Raw genomic sequence first — 15,118 nt, 5'->3', positions numbered from 1 at the left:
TCGTCTCCTCGTCAGTTCGGTTCCCGGGCTGTGTCCGGCAGGCTAGGAGGGCGCCGGCCGGCGGCACATCCCTCACTCGTACAGTCGGCCGGCTCAACCGATGTCGACCAGGACCTTGCCCACGACCCCGGACCTGACCGCGTCCTGCGCCTCGCCGGTGCGCCACAGGGGGAACCGCCGCAGCGGCAGCCCGGCCTCCTCGCCGACGTCGAGTGCTCCCGCCGCCACAGCAGCGGCGACGTCCGCGACGGCGAGATCCTTGTCGGCAGGCGGAAGGGTCAACGCCAGTACGAACTGGTAGCGCAGGTTGCGTCCGATCACCGGCGGGATCGGCAACGTCAGCCGGGCGTCCATCTCGGTGCCGTAGGCGGCGACCGTGCCGTTCGGGGCGAGGACGTCCAGATCGGTGGCCACGTTCGCGGACGCGGCCACCTCGACGATCAGATCCACACCGCCGGGGGCGACACCGCGGATCTCCTCCGCCGCCTTCCCCGACCGGTAGTCGACGGTGTGCGCCGCGCCCGCCGCACGAGCCAGCTCGGCCTTCTCCTCGCCGCTCACCGTCGCGATCACGGTCGCGCCGCACCAGTTCCCGAGCTGGATCGCGGCGTGTCCGACCGCACCCGCGCCGCCGGCGACGAGGACGGTGCGCCCCTCCAGGGCGCCGGGACCGAGCCGGTCGGGGCCGTTCTGCACGGCCATCAGGCAGCGGTGCGCGGCGATCGTCCGCAGACCGAGGCTCGCGCCGACCTCGAACGAGACGCTCTCGGGCAGCGGGACGGCCTGGCGCGCGGGGAGCACCACGTATTCCGCGGCCGTGCCGTGGGCACGGCGCCACCCCGCCTCCCAGATCCACACCCGCTGCCCGACCCGCGACGGGTCGACGCCGGGTCCGACGGCATCGATCACCCCGCTGCCGTCGTGGTGCGGGATCACTTCGGGGAACATCAACGCGCCGCCCGCATGGCCGAACTGACGGGCCTTCCAGTCGGTCGGATTCACCCCTGAAATGAGCACTTTGACCCGGACCTCGCCGGGTGCAGGCTCGGGCACTTCCCGTTCGACGAATTCAAGGACGTCGCAGTCACCGACCGACGAATAAACTATCGCCTTCATATCGGCGAGGCTAACCACCATTACCCTCTCGACAAAGGGCCCCGGCCCTTAGCTGTCAGGGTGAGGGATGGGCCGTGCTGCTCCGCTACGCGAGCATGATTTTATGAACGCACAGGACTCTTCACCTCACACCAACGTTCCGGTACTGATCGTCGGCGGCGGGATGCCCGGTATCTCGGCCGCGCTGATGCTCCAGTACCACGGTGTCGATTTCGTTCTCGTCGACAAGGACAACGGCCTTTCGGTGCGGCCCAAGGCCCGCGTCGTACACAAGCGCACCGTGGAGATTCTGCGCCAACTCGGTATCGAGGAGCGCATGGCGGAGGTGGCGCTCGCGTTCACCTCGCGGAAGCAGGGCGCGCTCGGTGTGCGCATCGGACCCACCATGATGGCATCGGAGGTGATGGAGGTCGCCCCTCGCGGTTACCGGGGGGACGAGCTCAGTCCGGTGAAGTTCCTGTTCGCGCCCCAGGAGGAAGCCGAGCAGCTCTTGGTGGACATCGCTCGTGAGCGGGGTGGTGACCTGCGCTTCCAGACCGATCTCACCGACTTCACCGAAGACGCGGACGGCGTTGTCGCGACCCTCACGGGTCCCGGCGGCACCACCACCGTGCGCGCGGACTACCTGATCGTCGTCGACGGCCGGAACGAGCCGGTGCGGAAGGCCTTCGGCACCAGCGGGTGGGAACTGCCCGCGAGCCAGCACTACATCAGCACCTACTTCCGCGCCGACCTCACCGGAGGGTCCAGCGAGCGCACCTTCAGCCAGTGCCGGCTCGTGGGCGGCCCCGTGCAGGGACTGATGGCGTCGACGAACTTCATCGACGAATGGTCGCTGTACATCGAATACGACCCGGCGCGGGAAACCTTCGCCGACTATCCCGCCGAGCGCTGCGTCGAGCTCGTCCGCACCGCCGTCGGCGCGGACGACGTCGAGGTGGAGCTGCTGAAGCACGAGGCCTGGGACACGGGTTCGTGGGTCGCCGACGAATACCGGCGCGGGCGGGTCCTGCTCGCGGGCGAGGCGGCGCACCGCCAGCCGCCGTGGGGCGGTTACGCACCGAACCTCGGCCTGGCCGACGTGCACAACCTCACCTGGAAGCTGGCCGCCGTGCTGGCCGGCCGGGCCGGTGACGGACTGCTGGACACGTACGCGGCCGAACGCCGTCAGCGTGCCATGATCGCGGCGGAACAGTCCGCGGTGATGAACGACTTCCACGCTCGCTTCGGCGTGGAGACCCCGGAAAACGCGGCTTCCCTGGCGAGTCTGATCGGCATGGAGCCGACGATGACCCGCTACCGGTACGGCGCACCCGAGCAACTCCACGTGGAAACGCTGTCGGGCCAGACCGGCACGCGCGTCCCGCACATCTGGCTGACCACCGGCGAGCGCCGGCTGTCCACCCTGGACGTCTGCGGTCCCGGTTTCACCGTCCTGACCGATTCCGACACCGACACCGACGGCTGGCGGACCGCCGTGGCCGATGCGCGGGCCGCGACCGGCCTGGACATCCGCGTCCACCACATCGACACCGCCGACACGGAGACCCCCGACGCCTGGCGCATCGAGGCCGGCCTTCCCGAGGGCGGCGCGCTGCTCGTCCGCCCCGACCAGCACGTCCTGGCCCGCTCGGACCAGGAGCTGTCACCGTCCACTCTTGTGGACATCATCAAGCGCGCCGTCGCGTAAGGAAGGCAACGACCCATGCATTTCACCGCGGAGACATCCTCGAACGGTGTCGTCGAACGCGACTTCACTGTGGGTGAGGTGACCGGGGTGCTCTGGTCGCCCGCATCCGCCCCGGAACACACGCCTCTGGTGCTGATGGGTCATGGTGGCGGGCAGGACAAGAAGTCACCCGGGGTTCTGGCCCGCGCCCGCCCGTTGGTGACCACGCTCGGCTTCAGCGTCGCCGCCATCGACCTGCCGGGACACGGCGACCGGCCGCCGACGGCAGCGGACTACTACCACTGGTCCGACCTGCAGCAGGCGCGGGCGGTCGGCGAGTCGATCGGCCCGGTCGTCGTCCGGTACAGCGCTGAACTGGCGGAGCGTGCCGTGCCGGAGTGGCAGATGGCCCTGGACGCCCTCCAGGAACTGCCGGAGATCGGAACCGCCCATCCGGTCGGCTACTCCGGCGCGATGCTGAGCACCGCGATCGGGGTACGGCTGATGGCGGTCGATCCCAGGATCACCGCCGGGGTGTTCCGTTGCTTCTTCAGCAGCGAGTCCCTGCTCGAGGCGGCGGGGCGGGTCACCGCCCCGATCCAGCTGCTGCTCCAGTGGCACGACACGGACATCGACCGCCAGGACGGTCTCGCGCTGTTCGATGCCTTCGCCTCGAAGGAAAAGACGCTGCACGCCAATGCGGGCGGGCATCACCAGGTGCCCGAGTTCGAGGCCGACAGCACCGCGCGGTTCTTCGCCCGGCATCTCGGCCAGGCCGGCACGTAACCGGCCTGCGGTAAATGCGGTATCGGCCGTCCGGCGACCAGTCCGGCCGGCCGATACCGCTTTTTGCGTTTCCCGACAGAGCGTCATGCGCGTACGAGCCCCGTCACCGATCGTCCCTCCGGGCACCGGTCGCGGGCGCTGGGGGGGAAGAACAAGGGGCGGTGGTGACGGTCTCGAATCGATCGAGCACCGTCTCCACCGCCCCTCGGCAGCCTGGCGCCGCACGCTCGCGGCATCCATGAACCGGCCTACGCCGGCGCTGACAGCTGTGCCTTCTCCTTGTTCTGCCGTGCGATCGCGGCCAGGGCCTCGACGGTCGGCTGCTCGATGATCGACCGCGGTGAGATCGACAGGCCTGCCCGCCGCGCCTTCCGGATGACCGTCACCGCGAGCATGCTGTCACCGCCGAGCTCGAAGAAGTTGCTCTCCGCGGTCACCTCGGCACCTTCGAACATTTCCGAGAAGATCGCGCAGAAGAGCTCCTCCTCGGCATTGCCGGGCGCACGGCCGGCCGGCGCGGGGCCCTCGGCCGGGGCCGGCAGCGCCGCGCGGTCGAGCTTTCCGCTCGGCGTCAGCGGGAAGGCATCCATCGGCACGAAGGCAGCGGGCACCATGTGCGCCGGGAGGAAGCCGGCCGCGTGCTCCCGGAGTTCCCTTGCCGTGGGCGCGGCACCGGCCGCCGGAAGCACGTAGGCGACGATCCGGCGGGCATCGGGGGCGTCCTCCCGGACCACGGCGACCGCCTGGTCGACCGAGGGATGGCTGACCACCGCCGATTCCACTTCGCCCAGTTCGATGCGGAACCCGCGGAGCTTGATCTGGTCATCGGTGCGCCCATGGAAGTCCAGGGCACCGTCCTCGCGCATCGAGACCAGGTCTCCCGTGCGGTACATCCGGGATCCGTCCGCCGCGAACGGATCCGCGACGAAACGCGACGCCGTCAGCGCGCTCCGGCCGAGATAGCCGCGGGCGAGGCCCTCACCCGCCAGGTACAGTTCCCCGCGCACTCCGGGAGCCGTCATCCGCAGGCTGTCGTCGAGGACGTAACAGGTCACGCCGTTGATCGCACTGCCGATCGGCGGTGTCGCGCCGCCGGTCAGCGGCTGGGTCATGGTGGCACACACCGTCGCCTCGGTCGGACCGTAGGCGTTGATCATGCGGGCCGCGGTGGCCCACCGGGCGACCAGGTCGCCCGAGCAGGCCTCGCCCGCCACGACGAGGCACTCCAGCCCCGGCACCGCGGCGGGCGACATGCTGGCGGCGGCCACGGGCGGCAGGACGACGTGGGTGACGCCCCGTTCGGCGATGACCTCCTCCAGCACCGGGCCCACCAGCGTGGCCTGCGGGGGGATCACCAGCGTCGCGCCGCTTTCGAAGGTCGCCGTCAGCTCGGTGATGAACGCGTCGAAACTCGGGGAGGCGAACTGCAGCACCCGGCTGTGCCGGTTCAGCGCCAGCCGTTCGGCCTTGGCCACGGCCAGGTTGGCGAGCCCGCGGTGCGTGACCGCGACGCCCTTGGGACGCCCGGTCGATCCCGAGGTGTAGATGACGTACGCGAGCGCGTCGGGAGACACGGTGACTACGTCGAGGTCGTCCTCGGAGTACTGCGCCACCTCCGCCACCACCGCCGGATCGTCCACGGCGATCCGGTCGGGCCCGCCGGGCAGCCGGCCTGCGGCCGCCTGGTCGGTGAGGACCAGCAGGGGCCGCGCGTCGCTGAGCATGAACTCGACGCGGTCGGCGGGATATTCGGGGTCCACGGGCAGGAACGCCGCGCCCGTCTTCGCCACGGCCAGCACGGCGACGACCATCTCGGCCGAGCGCGGGAAGGCCAGCGCGACGATCTTCTCCGGACCTGCCCCACGCCGGGCCAGCAGCCTCGCCAGCCGGTTGGCCCGCCGGTTGACCTCGTGGTAGGAGAGCGCGACGCCGTCCAGGTTCAGCGACTCCCCGCCGGCGTTGGACGCGACCTGCCGCTCGAACATCCGAGCCAGGTTGGCAACGGGGCGGTTCGGCGCATCCGGCATCATGATTTCGTTGGCCTCCGGTCGATCGGCAGCGAGCGTACGGCGCTCGCGTCTCCGGTGGTCATGGTGTTCGTTTTCAGGCATCGTCAATCCCTCGACCCGGTTCTCGCTCACTTCTTCAGTCAGTCGCATCCGCGCCGACGTACACGATCTGCCCGGTGACCGCTGCCGCCGCCGCGCCCAGCAGCGCGGACACCGCATCGGCAACGGCCCGTGCGTATCGGGCAGCGCCGCCCGGGAGTTCGTCCGATGCCCCGCCGGAGTGCAGGCCGACCTGTGGTCGTCTCGGTGCGATCAGGTTGGCGGTGACGCCGAAGGCTTCGAGCTCCAAGGCGATCGTTCTGGTGAAGCCTTCCAGTCCCGCGCGCAGCGTCGAGTGTTCCGCTCCGTCGGCCAGTGGGGGCGCGATGGTGACGACGCGGCCCCAGCCCGCCTCGGACATCGAGTCGGCCAGCAGCCGGCTGGCGGCGAAGACCCCGCGGAGCGGGCGTACCGTCGCTGCCTCCCACCGCGCATCCGACATGTCGCACAGCCGCTCCCCGCCGGTGGCGTCCACGGCGTTGACCAGCACACTCGGCTCGCACCATGCGGAGGTCACGCGGGCAAGCGCCGACTCGACCGCCCCGCGATCAGCGGCGTCGGCCGCGATCGCCATCGCCCGTCCGCCCCGGTCCTCGATCCGGCCGACGACGCCCGCGCAGGCCTCGGCCGCGGGATCGAGGATCGCCACGTCCATGCCCAGTTCCGCGAGTCGGATCGCGACCTCGGCTCCAGTGGTGGAACTGCCGCCGCTCACCACCGCAACGCGGCGTGCGCTCGGGGATGTCGTGTCAGAACCCGGCGGGTGCACTGTGCATCACGTATCTCTCATGGCGGTCCGACAGCGTCACGGTGGATGCGACGCTGACCTGCGTCTCGCACGCTAGTGACGGGCCTTTGCCCGGCACATCACTCGCTCTGGTGGTTGATCTGCGGTTCCTGGGCGTGCGTCAGGGAACCCGTGCCACGCAGATGGTGCGATTGCGCAGACCGCTGAGGGGGCGGGCGTAGGGGAAGTAGTAGGACTCCAGAAGCTCGAAGCCGGCGTCGGCCAGGCGCGTCGCCAGGTAGTCCTTGGAGAGGTACCAGAAGTTGTCGACCCGCTCGTGCGCGGTGAACGATGCGTCCCGCTCGGGCGGTGCGTCGTTCGAGAACAGCAGGACGGTGCCGGACTTCAGGTCCAGTTCCTTGAGTTTCTGCAGGATGGGGCCGACCTCCTCCACGCTGTCGAAGAGGTGGCCGAGGAACCCGTCGGCGTAGATCGCGTCGAAGCCGGCGACGTCGTCGGGGGAGATGGCGAAGTAGTCGGCCGCGGTCGCGTCGACTCCCTTCTTGCAGGCCAGTTCGACCGCTTCGGGACACACGTCGATGGCACTGACGTGCCGGCCGTGCTCCACCAGTGCCCCTTCGACGGCCGCGTTACCGCATCCGAAGGAGAAGATCCTGCTGCCTTCCGGTATGAGCGAAAGGAACTTCAGCAGGACGTGCGTGCGGTATTCGGGTACATAGGTGGAGGGGGTCACCGAATCATTGAAGGCTTCCCCGCGTTCCCAGATGCCGTAGATCGTCTCACCGTCGGAGCGCGGGGTCTCGTAGTAGTCCAACAGCGATTTCAGATTTTGCGTCATGCCCACCGTCATTCCCGGTAGTACGCCTGCCGTGCCGGCGTAGAGATTGGTGTGCGACCGCAGTAACGCCCTCCAGGCCCGGTTGTCGACCACGTCCCGGCCTGGGTGTCGCCCCGATCGTCCGTGTGTCCACCAGCGACGCTAGATGTCAAAGCGATGCACCTGGATCCCTCAACCTGACAGGATTTCCGGTACCGGTCGTACACTACGGGCCCGGCATCCGTTCTCGATATGCATGCCGGTGTGATCATCTACTCTGGACGGATGAACCGTATAGCGGGAGTGCTACGGGCAATCAGCGATCTGCACATCAGCTACGCCGAGAACCGCGACATCGTGGAGGGTCTCAAGCCCACATCGCCGGACGATTGGCTGATCGTCGCCGGGGACATCGGTGAGCTGATGACGGACATAGAGTGGGCGCTCACTCTCCTGAGGGACCGATTCGCCCAGGTGATTTGGGTGCCCGGCAATCACGAGCTGTGGACCGTGAAGCAGGAGACGAGTCCGCTGCGCGGCGTGGCACGTTACGAGGCGCTGGTGGCCCTGTGCCGGCGGCTCGGCGTGCTCACCCCCGAGGATCCCTACCCGGTGTGGGAGGGGGCGGGCGGACCGGTGCGCATCGCGCCGCTGTTCCTGCTCTACGACTACTCCTTCCTGGCACCGGGCACGTCGACCCGGGAGGAGTCGCTCGCCAAGGCGTACGAGGCCGGAATCGTCTGCTCGGACGAGTTCTTCCTGGACCCCTCCCCCTATCCGAGCCGCGAGGCATGGTGCGCGGCGCGGATCGAGGAGACCGAGCGGCGCCTGGAGAAGGCGGCTGGCGAGCTTCCCCTGGTCCTGGTCAACCACTGGCCACTGGTGCGCCGCCCCACCGAGGTGATGACCCATCAGGAGTTCGTGCAGTGGTGCGGGACGGTACGCACCGCCGACTGGCATCTGCGCTTCGGTGCGGCGGCGGTGGTCTACGGTCACCTGCACATACCGCGCAGCACGGTCTACGACGGCGTGCCGTTCGAGGAGGTGTCGCTCGGCTATCCCCGGGAGTGGCGCCGCTTCGGGCTCCGTTCCGATCTGGCCCGGCAGATCCTGCCGCGCCCGTAGGGACCGAAAAACGGCCCGCTGACGTGATGGCTCGTTCCATGGGTTTCGGGCGGCATATCTACTCACCCAGGGGATAGACAAAACCTCCTATCCAGATATGTGGTATCCATGGCGGCTCCACACCTCTGTTTACGCAATCCCCGCGAGAGGTTTGGAGTACCGGGTATACGATCCATGGGACGCTTGCAGCGGACCGGAATTCGGGAGGCTCGTTAATGCTGCCAGTGAGGCAGGCGAAACGGCATCTGCGCACATACATATCCCTTGCCGAACTCCAGGCTGTGTAGGGGCGCCGGGATGGATGCGGCAAAGACGAAGGGTTCGTACCGGCAGATCGACGTCGATCTGGCAGACCGCTCGTACTCCGTGCGGGTGGGTGGCGGTCTGCGTCACTCGCTGCCCGAGATCGTCGCCATGACCGGAGCCCGCAAGGCCGTGCTGGTCTCGGCACGGCCCAAGGAGTGGACGCCCGATCCCGGTGTTCCCTTCCTGGCGCTGCGTGCGCGAGACGGAGAACGGCACAAGACCTGGTCCACGGTGATCGAACTGTGCCGCGCCTTCGCACAGTTCGGGCTGACGCGGCAGGACGTGGTGGTGTCGTGCGGAGGCGGCACCACCACGGACACGGTGGGGCTGGCCGCCGCCCTGTTCCACCGCGGGGTGCCGGTGATCCACCTGCCGACCTCGCTGCTGGCGCAGGTGGACGCGAGCATCGGCGGCAAGACGGCGGCGAACCTTCCCGAGGGCAAGAACCTCGTGGGCACCTACTGGCAGCCGCGGGCCGTGCTGTGCGACACCGACTATCTGGCGACCCTCCCCGAACGGGAACGGACCAACGGCTACGGTGAGCTGGCCCGCTGCCACTTCATCGGCGTCGAGGGCATCCACCGGCTGCCGCTGGTCGAGCAGATCACCGCAAGCGTGGCGCGCAAGGCGGAGATCGTCATGGCCGACGAGCGGGATTCCGGACTGCGGCACCTGCTGAACTACGGCCACACGCTCGGCCACGCCCTGGAACGGGCAACCGACTTCCGCCTCCGGCACGGCGAGGCGGTGGCGATCGGGACGGTGTTCGCCGGCCGGCTGGCCCAGGCGCTCGGCCGTATCGACGAGGCGCGGCGCGAGGAACATCACGTGGTGGTGGCGGGATACGGCCTGCCGACGCGGCTGCCCGCAGGGGTGGACGCGGCGCGTCTGGTCGACCTGATGCGGCTCGACAAGAAGGCGATTTCCGGGCTGGGCTTCGTGCTGGACGGTCCTCGCGGGGCCGAACTGGTCACCGACGTTCCGGAAGAACTCGTTGCCGACTGCCTGGCGGGAATGCCGCGGGAGCCCTGACCCGCATTCCGCTTCGGAAGTTCCCGGAATTACCAGATGAACCAAAGGTGAAATATGGCCACTATGTTGCTCATGAACGGCCCCAACCTGGGCATTCTCGGTCGACGTGAACCAGAGATATACGGGACCGCGACCCTGGACGACATCGAGAAGCTGGTGATCGACGAGGTGTCGGACATGGGATGGGAGGTGCGGTCCGTACAGAGCGATTCCGAGAGTGAACTCATCGGAGCGATCCAGGACAACTACGACACGGTGGGCGCGATCGTCAACCCGGGAGCACTCATGATTGCAGGCTGGAGCCTGCGCGATGCCCTCGCGAGCTATCCACGCCCCTGGATCGAGGTGCACCTCTCCAACGTCTGGGCCAGGGAGAGCTTTCGGCACGAGTCCGTGCTCGCGCCCCTCGCGGCCGGCGTGGTGGTGGGGCTCGGCCCTCTCGGCTACCGGCTCGGCGCCCGGGCGCTGCTCTGCTGCGTGACGGGCGACGACAGAGCATAGGCGCCCGGACCGTGGAACCCAGGCGCTGTCCTGCGAACTCCACGACCGTGGAGGAGGTGGCCGCCTGGAACCGACACACGCCGGACCGGTTCACTCCGCCGGTATGCCGGCGCGGCCACTTCTCCGAGCGTGCGGAACCGCGATGGCGGCGGCGAGCAACCCGTCGCTCACCCTCCAGTGTCCGGCGAACTCCCCGATCCGGTCGCCGCCCACGACGGGGCCGGGAACGAGCAGGCGAGCGGAGAAGGTGCCCCGCAAGGACGCGGTCGCTGTCACGGGCACCGGGCTGAGGGGGCGAACGTCGATCAGCGCGTCCTCGAATCCGAGCCACTTACCGGTCAGCGGGAACCACGCCTTGTACACGGCTTCCTTGGCGCAGAACAGCAGCCGGTCCCAACAGGCCGACGGGCGCTCTCCGCTCAACCGGCTCACCATTGCGCGCTCTTGTGGCAGAGCGATCGCCTCCAGGACACCGTCCGGCAGCGCTTCATGCGGTTCGGCGTCGATGCCGAGCGAGGCGAGATCGGTGGCTCGCGTCAGCGCGGCGGCCGCGAAGCCCGCACAGTGCGTCATGCTCCCGACTATGCCGGCAGGCCACTGCGGAGCTCCCCGTTCACCGGGCAGGAGCGGCGCCGGCGGGTGTCCGAGCTGCGCCAGTGCACGGCGGGCGCACTGGCGCACCGCGGCGAATTCCTGGCGCCGCTTGTCGACCGCGCCGGCCACGACCTCGAGTTCTTCGGGGTAGAGGTCCAGCGCCTGGGGAAGGGCACGGGTCTCTTGCACCACCACCGACGAAGGCAGCAGGGCACCGAGCAACGTGGCGGGTGATCCCGCGTACGGCTGCGACGCGGCCGTGTCCGTACGCATCACCGGGCCGCCCCGAAATAGGAGCGGTACAGATCCATTTGGTGCCGGAGCATCGGTTCCCCGTGGAGAACGGGATGCCCCAGCTCGGCCGCCCTGCGCAACAGCCTTGTCTCCCGGGGCTTCATGATGATGTCGGCCACGAGGGCGCCCGGTCGCAATTCCGCCGGATCGAACGGCAGCGCGTCACCGGGCCGCATCCCCAGTGGTGTGGCGTTCACGACCATGTCGGCCGAGCGCAGGCCGGGACTCGTGGCCGTACCGACCCTTCCGGGCCAATGGAGATCCATGCGCCCCGCAACCTCTTTCATCCTTGCCTCGTCCGTGTCGTGAAGGACCAGATGACCGACGCCCGCCGCCAGCAGTGCCGGAGCGATCGCGGCACCGGCGCCACCGGCTCCCACGAGGACCGCGCGGGTGCCGTGCGGCTGATGACCGGCTTCGATCAGCCCCGCGCAGAACCCGGCACCGTCGAAGTTGTCCGCGTGCCAGGATCCGTCCTCCAGACGCCGCAGCGCATTGGTGCCGCCCGCCAGTTCCGCCGCTTCGCTGCGAACGTCGGCGAGGCGCAGTGCGTCGACCTTGTGCGGCACGGTCACCAGCAGCCCCACCAGATTCGCCGTTCGCTGCAAGCCGCGCACCACCGTCTCGAGGTCGTCGGGGCGGACGTGCAGCGGAATCACCACGATGTCGACGCCTTCAGCGGCGAACTGCCGGTTCAGCAGCGCCGGCGCCCGCACCTGCTCGACGGGATCACCGAGCACCGCCACCAGCCGTGTTCGCCCCGTGATCGTCGTCGCGTCCCGCGTCACATCGGACATTGCCTCCCCTTCGGCTGTCGGCGTGCACACCGCGAGACCACGAGGGGGGCCAGGCCGGCTTCGGCCGAACACCCCTCGTGGTCTGGCGAGTGGGCTCAGCCGGCCGTGATCCGCGGACGCTCCTGGACGGTGTCCGCTGCCAGTTCGTCCCACATGACCGCCAGTTCGAGGCGCGACTTCACGCCGGTCTTCTGGAAGACCTTGCGGAGGTGGAACGCCACGGTGTGCCGGGACAGGAACATCTGGTCCGCGGCCTGTCCGTTGGTGAGGCCGTTGGACACCAACTTGGCGACGGCGTACTCCGTGTCGGTCAGACCCGGGATGCGGCTGGACGGCCAGAATCTCGCCTGGGCCTGGGGATTGGCGTTGATGCGCCGAAGCCTGCTGCGCACCCGGGACGAGTCGCGCAGCGATCCCATCTCCGCGTACGAGCGCATGGCCAGTTCGAGGTTCTCCACCGCCTCGGGGCATCCCTCGCCGCCCTCTTCGGCAAGCAGGACACCGATGTCTTCGAAGGCCGAGGCACGCGCCCACGGATCGGTGTGGCTGTCGGCGGCCTGGCGAAGCTTGCCGATGTTCTGCTCCAGCAGCCCTGCCCCGTGCAACGCGGCGGCGCCGATCGCGTGCACACCGGGGTTCTCGGCCGCAAGGCCTTCGGCGAGGCGAACGCTGTATTCGGCCAGGTCGTGCCGCGCCTCGGCGATCAGGAGCCGTACCAGCCACGGGGTTGCCGCGGGTTCGTCGGTGAACAGTGAGCGGGTCGACGACTCCGAGGTGAGCAGTTCACGCGTGAGGGTTGCGGCCTGCTCGCGTCCCTTTTCCGCCTCGGCGACCTGAATGACGATCCAGGCGCATTGACCGGCGGGCCACATCTCGCGCCCGAATACCGCATCCTCTTTGAGCTGATTCGTGTAATGCAGGGCAGTGGTCAGTTCGCCGCGTCGCAGAGCCGTCGCCGCCAGAATGAGGTTGCCGAGCGGGGTCCAGGCGGTCAGGCCCACCTCATTGGCCATCTGCAGGCCGATCTCGGCCTGATCGGCCGCGTGGACGAGATCTCCGCCGACGAGGGCCAGCTTTGCCCCTACAAGGGTCGTTATGGCGGTCAGCCTCACGTTGTCGCGTATTGCCGACGGAGCCGTCACCTCGGCGAGGATCTGCCGCGCCGCGTCCACGCGACGGATCGAGGCCAGGAAGAGCACTTGCTGGAGGCGGGCGTAGGGGGAGCAGGGCTGCGGGCAGCGGTCACAGGCTGCCAGGGCGGCGGCTTCCGCGCAGGAGATGCCGGCCGCGAGATCTCCGGACCGCCAACTCGCACGAGCTTGTCCCAAAATTCCGGCTGTTACGCAATTGGCAAGTGCGTATCGCTCGACGCACTCCGATAGTTCGCGACGCTGCTCGCTCAAGTTTACCCCCGCCTTGACATATACGCCGAAACGCCCAAGTGATGCAAAGTGCCGCGCTGTCGGAGTTCATCCAAGTGACGTGCGGCACAGGGCAAACATTAGCGGTCAACCATTCGGTCGCGATCCCTCACGTTGACAGCGGGCAGCCGGACAGAGCCTTCACACATCGTTCACATGTGTAAGGTACATGCGCACCATGATCAAAAGTCAAATCAGGCTGTGGTTAATGTTTGGCAAAGTAGATCCAAGCGCGAATAAAGGGATCGGCTCGGCAATAAAGCTTCGACCAAGATCGGCGACTGGGTCAAGCATCAGTAAAACCTGAGGTCCGCGCGGCAGCCGAGACCGTGAAAAGCCACTCTGACTGGGGAGGGCCAGGTCCTCGGCGAGCGGGAGCGCGTCCTCGCCGGCCCCGACGCGGCCGCGCGCCCGCTCGGGTGTGGCGTGCACTCAAGTGCGGTCGGAAAAAGAGCTGTTCACCACAGTCGGCCGAGTCCGCCGCCCATCTCGCCGCCCATAACCCGAGGTTGTGCCGTCGAGCAGGCCTTCTCTGCTCCCCCGGTTCCGGCGGCTCGCCGTCCGGAGCGCCCGGTCGGCGAACTCGGTGCCGTGAGCGGTTCGTTGGCGTGCGCCCTGGATCGGTGACCGCGGTGACGTCACGTACGCGACCGCCACCACCTCCCATCCCCCACCTTGACGGCACGAAGTCGCGCCAGTCACCGGGGCCGGACATGTCCGGCCTACTTGGCCGAGGGATGTGGCATCCGGTCGTCCCGCCCTAGTGTGCGGGGCTAATTCCGGAAAACAGTGTCACTCCGACTGAAGCCGAGGTTGCAACGAAATGGCCAGCCAAGACACCTTGTCGCCCAGCCTGTCAGCCAGCCTGTCACCAAGAAAGCAGGAGCGTTTCGCGTTCTTCGACGCGCACGGCGGCCCCCTTGCGCCGGACTACCGGGAGGCACGCCGCGCGATGCCGTTCGGCAAGAGACTTTTCTTCAACGCCAACTGGTGGGCCTTCTTTTTCGGGCCGTTCTACTTCTTCGCCCGCGGCATGTGGAAAAAGGGCACGGTCGTCCTGCTGGGGCTCCTGACCTACTTTTCGATCGAGATCGCGCTCGGCGTGCCGAAGGAGTACCACTGGGTCGGCACCGTGACCTCCTTCCTGGTGATGTGGTCCGCCAACTACTCGGACTACCTCAAGGTCGTGAAGGGCAGCGAGGGGTGGAACCCGTTCGAAGGGTTCAAGGACGGACCGCAGTAGGGATCCGGTCCGGGCCCGGTCGTCGACGGCCGGGCCCGCACACCGGTGAGCCCCTGGTAACGAGAGGTCGGAAGAATCGATGAGCACGAACCCGTTCGAAGACGCGGACCACGCATACCTGGTGCTGGTCAACCCCGAAGGCCAGCACTCGCTGTGGCCGTCCTTCGCCGAGGTGCCCGCCGGGTGGACGGTGGCCCTGGGCGAGAGCGGCCGGGACGCCGCGCTGCAGTTCGTGGACGAGCACTGGACGGACCTGCGGCCGCACGGCGTCGGCGCCGCCACGGGGTCCTGAGTACCGACGAAACGCCCGCCGCCCGCCCGGCGCTGAAAGCCACCAGTGAGGGACGCTGGTGGCTTTTCGCGTTCCTGGTCGCCCTCTCCCGTTGTCCTGGCCTCGGGGGGCCCGCTGGACACCGGCCCCGATGAGTCCGCCGCCACGCCACAAGGGCGAGGCGGCGGACTCATCGGCCGCTCTGGCGGGCCACACCACTCACTCAGGTGGCCACGCACCGATACCGGGCGGCAGGTCCCGCGGCCGGCCCGCAGGCCGGCCGCCGCTCG

The 15,118-nt window shown here is 68.5% G+C and carries 14 protein-coding genes; 7 read left to right on the top strand and 7 right to left on the bottom strand.

Translation table 11 applies throughout. From position 1 onward, the window contains the following. Nucleotides 1-93 precede the first annotated feature (93 nt). Nucleotides 94-1,116, bottom strand: a complete 1,023-nt coding sequence (locus BFF78_RS27275; protein WP_069780818.1) for an NADPH:quinone reductase — start codon at nucleotides 1,114-1,116, stop codon at nucleotides 94-96. A gap of 67 nt (nucleotides 1,117-1,183) precedes the next feature. Here BFF78_RS27275 and BFF78_RS27270 point away from each other — a divergent pair, with 67 nt between their 5' ends. Next, nucleotides 1,184-2,806, top strand: coding sequence for an FAD-dependent monooxygenase (locus BFF78_RS27270; protein WP_099054941.1), 1,623 nt, complete (start codon nucleotides 1,184-1,186; stop codon nucleotides 2,804-2,806). A gap of 15 nt (nucleotides 2,807-2,821) precedes the next feature. Beyond that, a complete protein-coding gene (locus tag BFF78_RS27265) occupies nucleotides 2,822-3,571 on the top strand; it encodes a dienelactone hydrolase family protein (RefSeq protein ID WP_069780816.1) in 750 nt (249 codons plus the stop codon). Between the two features lie 248 nt (nucleotides 3,572-3,819). On the opposite strand, the gene BFF78_RS27260 is transcribed toward BFF78_RS27265, so the two are convergent. The 3 genes from BFF78_RS27260 to BFF78_RS27250 all read right to left on the bottom strand — a co-directional run bounded on the left by BFF78_RS27260 (nucleotide 3,820) and on the right by BFF78_RS27250 (nucleotide 7,265). Then, nucleotides 3,820-5,556 (bottom strand): amino acid adenylation domain-containing protein, encoded by a 1,737-nt coding sequence (locus BFF78_RS27260; RefSeq protein ID WP_159033067.1) that lies wholly within the window; start codon nucleotides 5,554-5,556, stop codon nucleotides 3,820-3,822. A gap of 160 nt (nucleotides 5,557-5,716) precedes the next feature. Then, on the bottom strand, nucleotides 5,717-6,394 hold the full coding sequence (locus BFF78_RS27255) for an SDR family NAD(P)-dependent oxidoreductase (protein ID WP_159033066.1): 678 nt from the start codon (nucleotides 6,392-6,394) through the stop codon (nucleotides 5,717-5,719). 193 nt (nucleotides 6,395-6,587) lie between these two features. Continuing rightward, nucleotides 6,588-7,265: a class I SAM-dependent methyltransferase gene (locus tag BFF78_RS27250; protein ID WP_069780814.1), complete on the bottom strand. Its 678-nt coding sequence runs from the start codon at nucleotides 7,263-7,265 to the stop codon at nucleotides 6,588-6,590. 264 nt (nucleotides 7,266-7,529) lie between these two features. On the opposite strand from BFF78_RS27250, the gene BFF78_RS27245 reads away from it, so the two are divergent. The 3 genes from BFF78_RS27245 (at nucleotide 7,530) to BFF78_RS27235 (ending at nucleotide 10,208) form a co-directional block, all read left to right on the top strand. Beyond that, the gene (locus BFF78_RS27245) at nucleotides 7,530-8,369 is read left to right on the top strand and encodes a metallophosphoesterase family protein (RefSeq protein ID WP_069780813.1); all 840 of its coding nucleotides are present in this window, start codon (nucleotides 7,530-7,532) and stop codon (nucleotides 8,367-8,369) included. A gap of 297 nt (nucleotides 8,370-8,666) precedes the next feature. Further along, nucleotides 8,667-9,707: a 3-dehydroquinate synthase family protein gene (locus BFF78_RS27240; protein ID WP_069780812.1), complete on the top strand. Its 1,041-nt coding sequence runs from the start codon at nucleotides 8,667-8,669 to the stop codon at nucleotides 9,705-9,707. A gap of 54 nt (nucleotides 9,708-9,761) precedes the next feature. Further along, on the top strand, nucleotides 9,762-10,208 hold the full coding sequence (locus BFF78_RS27235) for a type II 3-dehydroquinate dehydratase (RefSeq protein ID WP_069780811.1): 447 nt from the start codon (nucleotides 9,762-9,764) through the stop codon (nucleotides 10,206-10,208). Nucleotides 10,209-10,298: 90 nt separating this feature from the next. Here BFF78_RS27235 and BFF78_RS27230 read toward each other — a convergent pair whose 3' ends face one another. The 3 genes from BFF78_RS27230 to BFF78_RS27220 form a co-directional block, all read right to left on the bottom strand. Continuing rightward, on the bottom strand, nucleotides 10,299-11,024 hold the full coding sequence (locus BFF78_RS27230; RefSeq protein WP_069783840.1) for a 4'-phosphopantetheinyl transferase family protein: 726 nt from the start codon (nucleotides 11,022-11,024) through the stop codon (nucleotides 10,299-10,301). Nucleotides 11,025-11,074: 50 nt separating this feature from the next. Then, nucleotides 11,075-11,893: a shikimate dehydrogenase family protein gene (locus BFF78_RS27225; protein ID WP_069780810.1), complete on the bottom strand. Its 819-nt coding sequence runs from the start codon at nucleotides 11,891-11,893 to the stop codon at nucleotides 11,075-11,077. 95 nt (nucleotides 11,894-11,988) lie between these two features. After that, nucleotides 11,989-13,092 carry a helix-turn-helix transcriptional regulator gene (locus BFF78_RS27220; protein ID WP_159033065.1) on the bottom strand — a complete coding sequence of 368 codons (1,104 nt, stop codon included), beginning with the start codon at nucleotides 13,090-13,092 and terminating at the stop codon, nucleotides 11,989-11,991. A gap of 1,045 nt (nucleotides 13,093-14,137) precedes the next feature. Between BFF78_RS27220 and BFF78_RS27215 the strand changes: the two genes are divergently transcribed. Continuing rightward, nucleotides 14,138-14,557: a DUF2628 domain-containing protein gene (locus BFF78_RS27215; protein ID WP_069780808.1), complete on the top strand. Its 420-nt coding sequence runs from the start codon at nucleotides 14,138-14,140 to the stop codon at nucleotides 14,555-14,557. 79 nt (nucleotides 14,558-14,636) lie between these two features. Further along, nucleotides 14,637-14,849 (top strand): MbtH family protein, encoded by a 213-nt coding sequence (locus BFF78_RS27210; RefSeq protein WP_069780807.1) that lies wholly within the window; start codon nucleotides 14,637-14,639, stop codon nucleotides 14,847-14,849. The last annotated feature ends 269 nt before the right edge of the window (nucleotides 14,850-15,118 follow it).

The sequence above is a fragment of the Streptomyces fodineus genome, from assembly GCF_001735805.1.
Taxonomy (GTDB): domain Bacteria; phylum Actinomycetota; class Actinomycetes; order Streptomycetales; family Streptomycetaceae; genus Streptomyces; species Streptomyces fodineus.
Note: the sequence above shows the minus strand (reverse complement) of the source record. Positions and strands in the feature narration are given on the sequence as shown.